This is a genomic window from Gemmatirosa kalamazoonensis (genome assembly GCF_000522985.1).
In the GTDB taxonomy this organism is placed as follows: Bacteria; Gemmatimonadota; Gemmatimonadetes; order Gemmatimonadales; family Gemmatimonadaceae; genus Gemmatirosa; species Gemmatirosa kalamazoonensis.
In genome coordinates this window covers 500,902-514,594 of sequence record NZ_CP007129.1, presented here as the reverse complement: position 1 = coordinate 514,594, position 13,693 = coordinate 500,902, and the positions used below count along the sequence as shown (strand labels likewise).

General features: G+C 72.0%; 10 protein-coding genes. 6 read left to right on the top strand and 4 right to left on the bottom strand.

Annotation, left to right across the window (positions count from 1 at the left end; translation table 11 throughout):
* Positions 1-130: 130 nt before the first annotated feature.
* From J421_RS25165 to J421_RS25150, 4 genes are all read left to right on the top strand, one after another.
* Entirely contained in the window at positions 131-865 is a 735-nt protein-coding gene (locus J421_RS25165) for a hypothetical protein (protein ID WP_148306530.1), read from the top strand.
* A gap of 32 nt (positions 866-897) precedes the next feature.
* Positions 898-2,421 (top strand): hypothetical protein, encoded by a 1,524-nt coding sequence (locus J421_RS25160; RefSeq protein ID WP_025413880.1) that lies wholly within the window; start codon positions 898-900, stop codon positions 2,419-2,421.
* Between the two features lie 30 nt (positions 2,422-2,451).
* On the top strand, positions 2,452-3,195 hold the full coding sequence (locus J421_RS25155; protein WP_025413879.1) for a hypothetical protein: 744 nt from the start codon (positions 2,452-2,454) through the stop codon (positions 3,193-3,195).
* Positions 3,196-3,467: 272 nt separating this feature from the next.
* Complete coding sequence (locus tag J421_RS25150) at positions 3,468-4,646, top strand: hypothetical protein (RefSeq protein WP_158508896.1); 1,179 nt, start codon at positions 3,468-3,470, stop codon at positions 4,644-4,646.
* 225 nt (positions 4,647-4,871) lie between these two features.
* Here J421_RS25150 and J421_RS25145 read toward each other — a convergent pair whose 3' ends face one another.
* The 4 genes from J421_RS25145 to J421_RS25130 form a co-directional block, all read right to left on the bottom strand.
* On the bottom strand, positions 4,872-8,255 hold the full coding sequence (locus J421_RS25145) for a DNA polymerase III subunit alpha (protein WP_158508895.1): 3,384 nt from the start codon (positions 8,253-8,255) through the stop codon (positions 4,872-4,874).
* Entirely contained in the window at positions 8,246-9,877 is a 1,632-nt protein-coding gene (locus J421_RS25140; protein ID WP_025413876.1) for a hypothetical protein, read from the bottom strand. The genes J421_RS25145 and J421_RS25140 overlap by 10 nt, the downstream gene beginning before the upstream one ends.
* Positions 9,789-10,547: a hypothetical protein gene (locus J421_RS25135; RefSeq protein WP_025413875.1), complete on the bottom strand. Its 759-nt coding sequence runs from the start codon at positions 10,545-10,547 to the stop codon at positions 9,789-9,791. Before J421_RS25135 ends, J421_RS25140 begins: the two co-directional genes overlap by 89 nt.
* 338 nt (positions 10,548-10,885) lie before the next feature.
* Complete coding sequence (locus tag J421_RS25130) at positions 10,886-11,530, bottom strand: DUF4230 domain-containing protein (protein ID WP_025413874.1); 645 nt, start codon at positions 11,528-11,530, stop codon at positions 10,886-10,888.
* A gap of 185 nt (positions 11,531-11,715) precedes the next feature.
* Here J421_RS25130 and J421_RS25125 point away from each other — a divergent pair, with 185 nt between their 5' ends.
* Entirely contained in the window at positions 11,716-12,615 is a 900-nt protein-coding gene (locus J421_RS25125; RefSeq protein WP_025413873.1) for a heme/hemin ABC transporter substrate-binding protein, read from the top strand.
* A complete protein-coding gene (locus J421_RS25120) occupies positions 12,615-13,682 on the top strand; it encodes a FecCD family ABC transporter permease (protein WP_236646366.1) in 1,068 nt (355 codons plus the stop codon). The genes J421_RS25125 and J421_RS25120 overlap by 1 nt, the downstream gene beginning before the upstream one ends.
* Positions 13,683-13,693: the final 11 nt, after the last annotated feature.

Below are 13,693 nucleotides of genomic sequence, written 5' to 3'. Positions count from 1 at the left end.
CCATCATACGCGACGCTGCCGCGATCGCGCCACGCCCCCTTGTGCGTGCCCGGTGATCGGTGTGAAGGTGTGCGCCGCGCGGCCCGACTCGGGCGGGCGCCTAACTCCGGCCGGTCCAGCGCTCCTCATCGTGAGACGATTCCTGATCTTCCTCGGCGGCGCAGTCGTCGTGGCGTCGTGCGGCGACACGCCGCGCACGGCGGCGACGACCGCCGACGGGGCGACGACCGCAGCGACGCCGTCCGCGGCCGCGCTCACGGACGCGTGCGAGGCGATCGCGGGCGGCGCACCGGCCGTCGATTCCTCGTCGGAGGCGACGGCGCTCCAGGCGCTCACGGGGTGGCGCCGCGACGGCGTGACGCTGCGCTACACCGCGCCGCGCGGCGCATCGCTCGCGCTCGTGGACGATTCCGCGGACGACGAGGGCTACGTCAGCCACCAGCTGGTCGGACGCCTCGCGGGGACCGAGTACGCGGCCGTCAGCCGGACGCGCTACGAGGCGCTCGACTACCTGCTCGTCCACCTGCCGACCGGCGACACGCTCGGCGTGCGCGACCTGCCGGTGCCGTCGCCCGACGGACACTACGCGGCGGCCGCGAAGGCGGACCTCGAGGCCGACTTCGAGGACAGTGGCCTGGACGTGATCGCGCTGACGCCGGACGGCGCGCGCCTGGACTACACGCTCACGACGTCGGGGACCGAGGGCGCCGAGTCGTGGGCGCCGGTGCACGTGCGCTGGGTCGGCGCCGAGCTCGCGTACGGGCACGCGGTGCCGGTGGACGGCGCGCCGGGACGGTGCCGCGTCACGCCGGAGCGGCTGGTGCGGACGTCGTCGGGGTGGGAGATCCGGCGCGACGGGCACTAGAGAACCGGGCACTGGGGGCGGGACCGGACAGCATGCAGGTGTACTTCAGCCACAGCTACCGCGACGAGACGGTCAACGCGCACTTCCGGCGCTGCTTCGAGGACGAGGAGATCGCCCTCGGAGCCGACCAGAAGACGGACATCTGGTGCGTCGCGAAGCTGGAGCGCTACCTCGGCGAGATCGCCGGGTTCGTGTCCATCATCCCGCGACGCGTCACCGACACGGATCCCGGCGCCTACTCCGCGTACATCGGCCAGGAGCTGAACCTCGCGCGCCGAGCGCGCGTCCCGCGTCTGCTCTTCGTCGACGAGTTGGTCTACCGGCGGCACCGCCTCGACTTTCCCGAGGACGCGGTGGAGTTCCGCCCCGATGCGCTGGACGAAGGGAACGCGCGCTTCGTCGCCGCCGTCCAGGACTTCGGCAAGACGCTGGAGACGACGTATCGCCCGCCTCGCGCGGCACGCGCCGGCGAGGCCGCGGTGATCATCGGGGCGGGGAAGCGACTCCATCGCGAGGCGGCGCGCGACGTCGAGGAGGTGCTCCAGCGCGCCGGATATGCCGTGACACGTCCACTCGGCAACGACCCGGAGCACGGGCTGAACGACATCCGGCTGCTCGAGAGCTTGTGGCGGGCGGAGGTCTGCGTGTTCCTGCTGGGCGAGCGGCTGTCCGACGCGCATCTCGCGCTCGCCATGGCGCACGCCCACTGCATCCCGTCCATCCGCCTCCGCTACGAGGAGGGATGGACCGACTGCAGCCCGTCGCTCTCCGGCGTCGTGCGCTGGAGCGTTCGCGACGACATGCTCGTCGAGCTGACGCGGCAGCTCGAGAGCTACCAGTCGGGGCTCGTGCGGCCCACCAGAGACACGAGCCGCATGCGGTGGCAGCCGAAGGAGGAGCAGCTCTGGCGGCTCGACGATGGACCAGGGCTGCTGGCGCACGTCCGTCCGGAGCACGTGTTCGTCGGCGACGAGGTCCGGCGCGCGGCGAATCAGCTGGGGAAGGCCGTCGGCCGGCTCCGCTCGCGCGAGGAGTGCTTCGATCTGTTCCGCGTGTTCTACGAGGGGATCCAGCGACACCACTTCGCGTACGAGATCGAGGCGGTGAGCGGCGTCGCCGGCGTGCAGGCGATCCGATCGCCCACGAACATCGCGACGCATCGCACGGCGACGTGCATCGACATCGCGTGCCTGTTCGCGTCCCTGCTGGAGAACGCGGGGCAGAATCCGCTGCTGGTGGTCGTCGAGGGGCCGAACTTCGCGCACGCGCTCGCCGGCTACCGCGCGCACGGGGAGCCTGCCTGGGAGACCAACGACCTGGGCGATCTCCGCGGCGCGGTGGCGCGGGGCGACGCGGTGCTGTTCGAGGTCACCGGCGCGACGGAGGCGGACAGTCCGGTGGGCGCGGAGCTGCCGGACGAGCGGCACGACAAGCTCCTGAGCTTCCAGGACGCGCGGAACGCGGCGGAGCGCCTGCTCCGGCGCGAGGGCCTGTCGCTGCGCCACTATCTCGACGTCCGCGACCTGCGCGAGCGCGGCACGCGCGTGTCGCACTGAGCGAGGCGCCTAACGAGACGAGGGGGATCCATGGCCAGTCCGGTGCGGCTCTATCAGAAGGAGATGCACGACAACATGGGCTTCTACGCCACGTGGCTTCCCGGCGATCGCATCGAGGTCGGTGACGCGGGCGTGCTCGAGGCGGGCCGCTTCCGGAAGATGGCGACGCTCCGCGAGCTGGGTGTCGACGTCGCGGTCGAGGAGGCCGGCGCGCCGCAGAACGTGCAGTACACCGCGACCAAAGGTGTCCGCGTCGAGAGCTCCGCCGGCGCCGCGGTCGCGACGGTCGGCAAGGCCGAGGTCTCGATCGAGTTCGCGGCGAGCGGCGCGTTCGTCTTTCACGCCACCGGCCTGCAGCAGTGGAGCATCCGGGATCGCGTCGCGCTCGAGGAGCGGGTCAGGTCACTGGCCGAGTCGGGACAGTGGCGTGACGAGTGGCTGCTGGTGGAGGCGGTGCACGCGGCGACACGCGCGACGGTCATCGTGTCGGAGGACAGCGCGGCGGGTCTCGTCATCGACGCGAGCGCGGACGTGCCGATCCCCGGTGTGTCGCTCGCCGATCCACGGGTTTCGCTTAGCGTGAAGTCGACGCACGGGCGGCTCGTGCAGGTCATCGGGGGCGAGGGGCTGCATCCGCTCTACTCGTGCGTGCGGCTGCGGCGACATCTCTTCGGCGGGTCGTCGCTCGATCCGGTGCGGGGGGCGGAGGCGGTTGAGCGGCATGCGGCGGCGGCGTTCGTGCGGCCGGGGATTGCGGAGCTGCTCGACTCCTGACCTTCGAGCCCGTCGCACGGGCTCCGTGTCATGCGACATCGAGCAATTGAGCTGTGCGCGGAGCGGCAGGAGAGCGAGTGATCCGTTAGGCATCAGGCAGGATCGCGAATGGCTCGCGCCTCCATGGCCAACGTCGTCGGTACCCGGCACCAGTGCGGAGAACGAAAAAGCCGGCGACGACTTCGCGCCGCGGCTTCACCGAGCCCGCTCACTTACCGAGCGAACTGATGCGCTTCCGAACGGACGCGTTACCGAAGGCGAAGCTTCGCCTCATGCTCGAGTATCTCAGCGCGACTCTTCGGAGTATCGGTCTCGCTGAGGGGGGGTACTACCAACCGCATGCTGACGGGACCTACCACGTTCGACTCGCGGTAGCTCATAAACAAGATAACCGAGAGCTCGTTTTGTTCTGGTCGTTCGTGCGGATGCCCGACGGTAGCATCCCGCACATTGAAGTAATTCCGAGAGACGAGAACGTCCCAGAATCAGAGTACGCTTCCGTCGCCCACGAGGTCTACAACAGCATACTTACCGCCACACTCGCAGAAATCACACAGCAGTTCTTTCAGCGGGTGCCGCTCTACTACATCGGCACCCAACTCTCTGGCGAGTACTGGCTCCCAGGATTTCGGATCGCGCCGGTGCCTGTTGATGACGAGCATCCTGGCTCCGGGAATCTGGAGCGGTGTGTCTACATCGATCAGAACGTGTCCGCGATCGATGAGCGATTGGCGCGAGCGCTCGCATTCGAGCGAGCCATGCGATACGCGGCACGGCTATCGTTGATCCTAGATGTAGGCCTCTACGACGCGCCCAAAGAGTACGTGTGGATCTGGAATCCACTTGGCACGCCTGCATCCATTCGCGGCTCCCGCGGTTACTTCGTGCGCGGCATGAGGCCGACGACCAGCATGCCCGAGAAGGGGGTTGAAGCGCCGCTTGGAGAGTTCGCTTGGTCCGTGCTAGACACAGATATCAACAGCGGGAGAAATCAGGCAGGGTTCCTCTGTTGCCGAAAGGAGACGCGCGTGATTCTCAGGGGTGTGGAGAATGCGCCTACTGGTATCCAAGAAGCATTCGATAGTTGCTCGAGGCTCTATCAGTTGTCGATGGTCGTTGGCGAGCGGTTTCCCACAGTGCGCGTCGCGTACCAGGTCGCCGCCGTGGATGCACTGAGCCAGGCGGGTGGCTTTGGGGGCTTCACCAACTTTATGGAGCAGCATGTATCGAACGCGTCGGCTTTGCGCACGTTCCTCGATACGCTCTACTCAAAGGTCCGGAGTTCTCATTTCCACGGTGGGGCGTTCCCACTGGGTGACTTCTTGAGCGGTCTGACGGATGCTATCGATCCAGGCCCATGGGAGCGCGTGAACATACGACTGTCGGGGCATGCTCTAATTCGTGAAGCGATCTTCCGCTGGGCTACCCAGACGCTTCCCGCGAGCACGTAGGTCAGCGCGGCTCGCCGCGCGAGAAGCCGTCGTTTTCGTTCGAGGAGCGCGAGCAGCTCGGTCCGGCTGCGAAAGAAGTAGGCCGGCGATCCCAAACGTAGACGCGTTGGTCCATTGTCGGGATCGAGTCCTAGGGCCGTCACGCGACGGTCTTCGTGGCGCGCAGTTGCCGCCGGACGGCTTGGTTGGTTCGCTAGTTCGCGCACCATTGCCCAGTACCAATCATCACCGGAAGCTCCGCGCCTGCCGCGCCATCACCGCCAGCTCGGCCGCCGCAGGCCCCGCCCGCGTCTCCGCGCCGCCACCAGGTTCTTCATGCCGCGCCTCCTCCACCGCCTCCGCCGTGCCTAACGCCTGGAACCGCCGCCCGATGATCGACACCTGCCCGCCGTCGCGCTCCACCGTGCCGTAGATCGCGAGGAACGGCGAGAACGCGATCGTCTCCCGGTGCTGCTCGTACAGCTTCGGCCACACGATCACGTTCGCCGACCCGTGCTCGTCCTCCATCAGCAGGAACATCGTGCCGTTCGCCGAGTGCGGACGCTGCCGCACCGTCACGAGGCCGACGAGGATCACGCGCGACCCTTGCTTCGCGTGCGGCAGCTCCGACGTGTCGATCGCGCCGACGCGACGCGCCCACGCGCGGAAGCGCTCCGTCGGATGGCCCGCGGTGCTGAGGCCGAGCGCGTGGTAGTCCGCGAACACCGACTCGATCCGACCGATCGCCGGCGGCGCGAAGCCGTCGGCCGGAGGCGCCGCGTCGGGAGGCGCCGCGTCGGGAGGCGCCGCGTCGGGAGGCGCCGGCGACGTATACACCGTAGACGCCACCGGCGCGAGCGGCAGCGTGTCGCCCGCGGCGCCGAGCGCGTCCCAGCCCGCGCGGCGTCGGTCGCGCTCGAACGACGCGAACGCCTGCGCGCGCGCGAGCGCCTGCGCCTCCGCGCGCGACAGCCGCGCGCGCCGCACCACGTCCGCCACCGACGCGAACGGCGCCTCCGCACGCGCCGCCGTGAGCCGCTCGAGCGCCTGGTCGCCGATGCCGCGCACGAACTTCCACCCCACGCGCATCGCGACGCCGTCCGCAGAAGCCTCGGACGACTCCGCGGTGCAGAGCGGGCCGCCCAGCACGACGTCCGGCAGCCGCACCTCGACGCCGTGGTGCCGCGCGTCGTGCACGAGCGTCGCGATCGAGTAGAAGCCCATCGGCTGCGCGTTCAACAGGCCGATGTAGAAGGCGGCGGCGTGATGCGCCTTGAGCCACGCCGTCGCGTACGCGATGAGCGCGAACGACCACGCGTGGCTCTCGGGAAAGCCATAGTTCGCGAACGACGTCAGGTCCTCTGCGATCTGGACCGCGACGTCGGGCGCGATGCCGCGCTCGATCATGCGCGCCGTGAGCCGCTGCAATGCGTCGAGCAGCCGCTGGAGCTTCCGCTGATGGCCCATCGTGCGCCGCAGCTCGTCGGCCTCCGCCGCGGAGTAGCCGGCGAGCGCCATCGAGAGCGCCATCGCCTGCTCCTGGAAGATGGGGATGCCCATCGTCCGCTTCAGGATCGGCTCGAGATCCGGGTGCAGGTACGTCACCGCCTCGCGTCCGCGGCGCCGCTCGGTGTACGGGTGCACGAACTTCGCCTGGATCGGACCGGGCCGGATGAGCGCGACCTGCACGACGATGTCGTACAGTCGATCGGGCCGCGTGTTGACGAGCGACGCGATCTGCGCTCGGCTCTCGATCTGGAAGAGCCCCACCGTGTCGCCGCGCGCGATGAGGTCGTACGCCTTCGCGTCGTCCTGCGGCAGGCCGTAGAGCGTGGGACGCGTCCCGCTCCGCTCCTCCAGCACGTCGAACGCGCGGCGCACCGCGGCGAGCGAGCCGAGTCCGAGGAAGTCGTACTTCGGGATGCCAGCCGCGTCGAGATCGTCCTTGTCGAACTGGATGATGGTGCGCCCCATCGTCGTCGGCTCGATCGGGCAGTACTCGCCGAGCGGCGCCGACGAGAGCACGAAGCCGCCGGGATGCGTCGACCGCATGCGCGGCAGTCCCTCGAACGCGGCGATCGCGGCGAGCATCGCGGTGCCGCGCGCCGTCGTGACGTCCACGCCGTGCTCCGCGGCGAGCCCCTCGCGGAGCCGCGCGGCGCCGGCCGCGGGCTCCAGGTTGTGCACGCGCTTCGACATCGCGAACACGGTCTGCGCGGGGATGCCGTACGCGCGACCGACGTCCTGGATCGCCGTCGGCGCGGAGTACTGCTGCGTCACGCCGGTGATCGCGGCGTGCGCGCGGCCGTACTTCGCGTACATGTAGTCGAGCAGCTCCTCGCGCCGATCGTGCTCGACGTCGAGGTCGATGTCGGGCGCTTCCGTCAGGCCGTCGACGCGCGCCTCGCTCAGGAAGCGCTCGAACAGGAGGCCGTGGCGGATCGGGTCCACCGCCGTGATGCCGAGGCAGAACGTGACCGCGCTGTTCGCGGCGGAGCCGCGTCCTTGGCACATGATGCGCCGGCTCCGCGCCTCGCGCACCGCGTCCCACATCGTGAGGAAGAACCCCGCGAAGCCGAGGCGGCCGATCACGCCCAGCTCGTGCTCGAGCTGCGCGACGTGCCGCTCGCTGAGATCCTCGCCCCACCGCTCGCGAGCGCCGATGTAGGTGCGCTCGCGCAGGTAGTCGTCGACGGAGCGCGCGCTCGCGCTGCCGTTAGGCACCGGGAAGTCCGGCAGCGGCGGCCGCACCCACGCGAGCGAGAACGTGCACGCGGCGGCGATCGCCGCGCTCGTTGCGATGCCCGCCTCGCGTGCGCGCCACCGCGCCGCGACGACCGCGGGGGCCTCGAGGCCCCACGTGTCGTTCGGCAGCAGCAGGCCGCGCGACGCGGCTTCGTCGATCGTGACGCCGTGACGGAGCGCGGTGAGCACGTCGTGCGCTCGGCGACCGGCGTCGTCGACCCACCGCGAGTCGCCGGTGACGACCCACGGCACGCCGGATCGCTCGGCGAGGTCGATCAGCGCGCCGGCGAGCGCCTCCTCGCGCCGCCCGGCGTGGTGGAGCTGCACCTCGACGGCGACGTGCTCGCCGAACGCCTCGCGGTACTCGGCGAGCAGCCGCTCCGCCTCCGCGCGCTGGCCACGGAGCAGCCGGCGCGCGAGCCGACCGGACGCGGGGCCGGTGAGCAGCACGACGCCCTCCGCGCGCGCGGCCACGCGGCGCCAGGAGACGTTGGGCCGGCCGCGGGGCGGGGTCCCGGCGGTGCGCCCGGCGTCGTCGCGCTGCCACTCGCCCACGTGGCCCGCGCGCGCGGCGGTCACGTGCGCGCCGAGCGCGTGGAAGCCGGCCTCGGTGCGGGCGATGAGCGCGAGCGGCGCGCCGTCGACGGCGAGCTCGATGCCGACGACCGGCTTCAGCTCGAGCGTCCGGCAGGCGAGCGCGAAGCGGATCACCGCGCCGAGGTCGGCGTGGTCGGTGATGCCTAACGATCGGTAGCCGAGCGTCGCGGCGCGCGCGGCGAGCGCTTCGGGCGTGCACGCGCCGTCGCCGAAGCTGAACGCCGTGTGCGCGCGGAGCTCGACGTAGTCCACGTAGTCGACGCCACGTGCCGTGGGCGTCAATCCCACCAGCCCTGCAGGTACCAGCTCCCGGGCGGCTCGTCTTCATGCCCGATCCGACCGTCGTGCACGTCGCGGTAGAGGAGCACGAGCCGCCCCTCGTCGGTCAGGCACTGCCAGTACTCGCGGCGCACCTCGTCGCCCGCCTCGCCGCCGGCGAACACGCGGTCCGGCCCGAGCGCCGTCGCGATCTCCACGAGCGGGCGGCCGCTCGGCGCGCGCTCGCCGTCGGCGAGTCGCTCGCGGTAGCGCGCGGGCACGCGCATGCCGCGGCGGGCGCGCGTGGTGACGACGATCTCGCGCGGCTCGGGGAGCACGCGCAGCGCGAGCGCTTCCGGCACCTCGAGCGCTGGCGGCGCAGCGGCCGACGCCGCGACCGCGCGCGTGTCCTGTCTCGCGCGTGCCGCCCGCAGGTCGAGCACGCGCGGCTCGGCCCGGCCCGCGGCGTGCCTAACGGCTCCGTGCTCCGCTGCATCGGCGCTGGACGCGTCGCGCAGCGGGGGCGCGGCACGCAGCGTCTGCGCGACCTCGCGGAACTCGAGCGCGCGCCACGACGCGCGCCGCTCCGGCAGCGCATGCCCGCCGCGCGCCATCCGCACCGGCACGCCGGCCCCGTCGTCGATCAGGCGCGCGACCGCGCTCTCCGCCGCGGAGCCCGACTGGAACCCGCGATCGAACAGATCCCCCTGCGGCGCCTCCACCGAGGCCGCCGTCTCGACGCGCAGCGCGAGCCCCACGACGCCGTCCGGGAGCACGACCCGCTCGAGCGCGGTGCGCACGAGCCGCGACCACGTCGTCACGTCGCTCGACGGCCGCGCGCCGCGCACCGGCGTCTCGTGCACGCCGCCGCCGGCGAGCAGGAACCGCAGCACGAGACTCCGCGCTGCGTCGCCCCAGCCGCGCACCTCGGTCACCACGCGCTCGACGAGCCGGTGCGCCACGAACGCGAGCCGCTCCGGATCGCGCAGCTCGTACGTCGTCCACTCGACCGAGGCGCTCGGCAGCTCGCGCGGCGATGCGACGAAGAGTCGCCGCGGGTCGTCGGCGCGCGCGAGTCGCCACAGCGCGGCGCCCGCCGCGCCGTAGCGCACGGCGACCGCGTCCGGCGCGAGCGCGGCGAGCTCGCCGCAGAGCAGCACGCCGACGTCGGCGAGCGCCGTCACGACGCGCTGCACGTCGAGGGCGCGCACCTCGTCCGACCACGCGTGCGTCGCGAGCAGCGCGCGCAGTGGCAGCGCCGCGAGGAACGCGCGCTCCGCGCGGGGTGCGACGCCGACGACCATGCGCGCGTGTGTCGGGCGGTTGGTCGCGGTGCGCGCCGCCAGCTCCGCCGCGATCGCGACGCGCGAGACGCCGACGCGCATCGCGACGGCGAACCGTGGAGCGAGATGGGCCCGTGCGGCGGCGAGCGCGCCGGCCGCCACGCGCCGCGCCGAGAGCCCACGCGCGTCCACCCAGACCAGCGTGCCCCCGTCCTCCGTCGGGCGGACGAGCACGTGCGGTGTCGCGACGAGCAGCGCGTCGACGAGCGCGATGTCGATGCTACTCGACGTCGACGTGTGCGAGCGCGTCGGCTCGCCGCCCGGCGCCGCGTCGGTCGGGGCCGGGAGCCACAGCGCAACGAACGTCATACGGGGCGACCGGCAGCACGATCTCGGCGCGCGCGTTCCACCCCATGGCGCGCACGCGCACGTCGGCCTGCACGCGCTCGGGCATCGCGGGGTCGCCGAACGGGCCGGCGCGCCAGCGGATCGTGTGCGTGAGGAGCTTCGACGCGATGCGGAGCGCGGCCATCGCGGTGTGCCGCGTGAGCGTCACGAACGCACCGCCGCCGTCGCGGGCCGCGCGCGTGAGCCGCACGGTCTCCGTGCCGATCGGCTCCGCGCCGTCGAGGATCACGAGCGCGAACGCGCCCGAGCGCAGCAGCAGCTCGGTCGCGCGCAGCGCCTGCATGCGGTCCGGCGGGTGCACGACGAGCGGCTCCGGCTCGGACCGCTCGGACATCCAGCCGAACGTCAGGGTGCGCGACGCGTCCACCCAGACCGCCCGCTCGCCCGTCGCGATCACGGCACGCGCCGACGCCCGCAGCACGGCCGCCGCGCCGCCGGCCGGTGTCCAGACCGAGAGCTTGCCGCGCGGGAAGCCGCCTCCCGGCAGCGCCGCGTCGAGCGCGCGGATCCCCGTCGCGACCGGCCGCGCCAGGCGCTCCGCGTCGCGCTCGACGAGCGGTCGCGCGTCGGGAAAGCGCTCGGCGAGGTACTGCCGGAGCTGAGGGAGCGAGCGAACGGGGACGGCGGCCACGGGGCACGTGAGTCAGCGCGAGACGAGGAGCGGAACAACCAGCGGGACCGAGTCCGAGAGAGACGATCTCGCCGAGCTCGCTCTCGTCCGAGCTCGGGGGGACATAGAGTACACCCGAACGAAAACCGAAATCAATGGGACGAATCATGCCAACGCCCGGCCTTCTCCTGCGGTCACCGGCCCGAGGTCAGCCGGCGAACTCTCCGCCGTCGCCGACCCGCTCTACCTGGCGTCCGCCGCGGACTCGGGGATGTGGCGGCCGTGCAACAGCGAGGTGTCCGGGCCCCTGGCGCGTCTCGCACTCGAAGCGACTGCGATGTGTGCACCGACTGGATCGGTTAGCCCGCGGGCCGCCGCTCGACGACGGGCCGCCGGATCTCGACCGTGTAGCCGTCGCGGCCGAACAGCGCCTGGAGCATGCGGCCGGCGCTCTCGTCGGCGTGCGTCAGGATGCCGGACTGGCGTGCGGCCTCGATCAGCTGCGTCCGGACGCGCCGCTGGATCTCGTCGCGGTCCGACGGGCGGAACGGGTTCAGCAGCCCGGCGCGCTCGTCGTACGTCGTCAGGTTCAGCACGTCGACGCCGAGGATCTGCGCCGGCGGCAGCGTGAAGACGATGCGCTTCGCCACGGAGTCGATCTCCACGCCGGTGCCGTGCTCCAGGTCGATGCCGGCCGACACGCGCCCGGTGACGACGAGCAGCGCGCGCTTCGTCGCCGCGAACCGCGTCTGCTCGTAGATCACGACGTCGCGCAGCGTCATCTCGGAGGCGACGAGCTTCGCGACGGCCTGCAGGCGCTCGACGGCGATCTGCTGGGTGATGCGCGGCGGCTCGGGCGCGCCGCCGCGGGCCAGCGGCGCGCGGACGCGCTGGACCAGTGCCACGCCGACGGCGGTGGCGGTGGCGAGGGCGACGAGAACGAGCCCCCACACGAGCACGCGCCGAGGCGTCATGCCGAAGCCGCTCGGACCGAGTCTGGGCATGGCCGGCCATCACGCAGAAGCTGTGCGGGGCACACGTCGTCCGGGGAGCGCACCAACGGAGCCCATAATTACCCTTGCGGGTTCCTTTAGAGGCGCGTCCTGCCTCCGTGTCGGCCGCCGGTGGAGCCCGGCCACTCCACGTGTAAGTTGCTGCCGTGCACGTCGTCCCAGCGCCCGCCCCGCCCATGCCACGCCCCGCCCGTCGCGCGTCCCTCGTCTCCCTGATCGCCGCCGCGTCGCTCGTCGCCGCGTGCTCGTCGCGGAGCACCAGCGGCCCACGCGTCGTCAGCGTCTCGAAGCAGATCAACGAGTTCCTCTACGCGATCGGCGCGGAGAGCGTGCTGGTCGGGCGCGACCTCACGTCGATCTATCCGCCGCAGATCAAGCAGGTGCCGTCGGTCGGCTACCACCGCGCGCTCTCCGCCGAGGGGATCATCTCGACGAAGCCGACGCTGCTCGTCACCGACGGCAACGTGGGGCCCGAGCCGGTGCTCGATCAGGTGCGCAAGGTCGGCATCCGCGTCGAGACCCTGGCGCCCGGCGGAACGGTCGACAGCGCGCAGGCGCTGCTCACGAAGCTCGGGCAGGAGTTCCACCGCGAGCACGCGGCGGACAGCGTGCTCGCCGCGTGGCGGGCCGGCATGGACTCGCTCTGGCGCGACACCGTGAAGTGGGCCGGGCAGAAGCGCCCGCGCGTGCTGATCATCCACTTCGGCCAGATCCGCAACGACTACCTCGCGCTCAAGCGCGGCGGCTCGGCCGACGCGATGCTCCACTGGGCCGGCGCCGAGAACGCCATCGACTCGGTGGGCGGGATGGCGCGGCTGTCGCCCGAGCTCATCGCGCGCGCCGCGCCCGACGTGATCATCGCCACCGACGTCGGCTTCGACCGCTACGGAACCGTCGACAAGTTCAAGACGCTGCCGGGTGTCGCGCTCACGCCCGCGGCGCAGTCGAACCGGATCCACCGCGTCGACGAGCAGGAGATCATGTACTTCGGGCCGCGCACGCCCGCGGTCGTGCGCAAGCTCGCGGCGTGGTTCCACCCCGACAGCGCGTCCACGCCGCCCGTCGCGCAGCATTGATGCAGGGCGCCGTCGCGATGCGCCGCGGCCACGTGCGCGTCTATGCGGTGCTCGTCGCGCTGCTCGTCGGGTCGCTCGTCGTGTCGGCGTCGGTCGGCGCGTTCACGTTCACGCCGGCGCGCATCGCGACCATCGTGGCCCAGGCGCTCGGCTGGTCGCCGGCGACGGCGTCGGATGCGCTCGACCGCAACGTGTTCCTCCAGCTCCGCCTTCCGCGCGTGCTGCTCGCCGGGCTCACCGGCGCGGTGCTCGGCGTCTCGGGCACGCTCATGCAGGGGCTCTTCCGCAACCCGATCGTCGAGCCGGGGCTCGCCGGCACGTCGGCCGGCGCGGCGCTCGGCGCGGCGTGCGTGTTCGTGTTCGGCGCCGGGACGTTCACCCGACCGTTAGGCACCCTCGCCGTCCCCGCGCTCGCGTTCGCCGGCGCGTTCGGCGCGACGCTCCTCGTCTACCGGCTCGCCTCGTCGTTCGGCAAGGTGCACGTCTTCACGCTGCTGCTCGCCGGCATCGCCGTGAACGCGGTGTGCGGCGCGGGCACCGGGTTCCTGTCGTACGTCGCGCGCGACCCGCAGGCGCGCAACATCACGTTCTGGAACCTCGGCACGTTCACCACCGCCGACTGGCGCGGCGTCGCGCTCGTCGCGGTCTGCTTCGCGCTGTGCTTCGGCTGGTCGCTGCGCGCCGGCAAGGCGCTCAACGCGCTCATGCTCGGCGAGGACGAGGCGGCATACCTCGGCGTCGATCCGCGACGGCTCGTGATGCGCCTGCTCGTCGTCAACACGCTCATGGTCGCGGTGGCGACGGCGATGGTCGGCGTGATCGCGTTCGTGGGGCTCGTGATCCCCCACGCGCTGCGCATGCTCCGCTCGTCCGACTACACGTTCCTCCTCCCCGCCTCGGCGCTGTCGGGCGCGCTCCTCATGGAGGTGATCGACGTCGTCGCGCGGCTCGTCATCCCGCCGGCCGAGCTGCCGATCGGGATCATCACCGCCGTCGTCGGCGCGCCGGTGTTCCTCGCGATCCTGCGCCGGCAGACGCGCGCCGGTGTCGGCTGGGCGCGAGGCTGAGCGAGGTCGCG

Coding starts and splice junctions, on each gene's coding strand:
- J421_RS25160 (WP_025413880.1), top strand. CDS start 898: ATGCAGGTGTACTTCAGCCACAGCTACCGCGACGAGACGGTCAACGCG.
- J421_RS25155 (WP_025413879.1), top strand. CDS start 2,452: ATGGCCAGTCCGGTGCGGCTCTATCAGAAGGAGATGCACGACAACATG.
- J421_RS25150 (WP_158508896.1), top strand. CDS start 3,468: ATGCTCGAGTATCTCAGCGCGACTCTTCGGAGTATCGGTCTCGCTGAG.
- J421_RS25140 (WP_025413876.1), bottom strand. CDS start 9,877: ATGACGTTCGTTGCGCTGTGGCTCCCGGCCCCGACCGACGCGGCGCCG.
- J421_RS25130 (WP_025413874.1), bottom strand. CDS start 11,530: ATGCCCAGACTCGGTCCGAGCGGCTTCGGCATGACGCCTCGGCGCGTG.
- J421_RS25125 (WP_025413873.1), top strand. CDS start 11,716: ATGCCACGCCCCGCCCGTCGCGCGTCCCTCGTCTCCCTGATCGCCGCC.
- J421_RS25120 (WP_236646366.1), top strand. CDS start 12,615: ATGCAGGGCGCCGTCGCGATGCGCCGCGGCCACGTGCGCGTCTATGCG.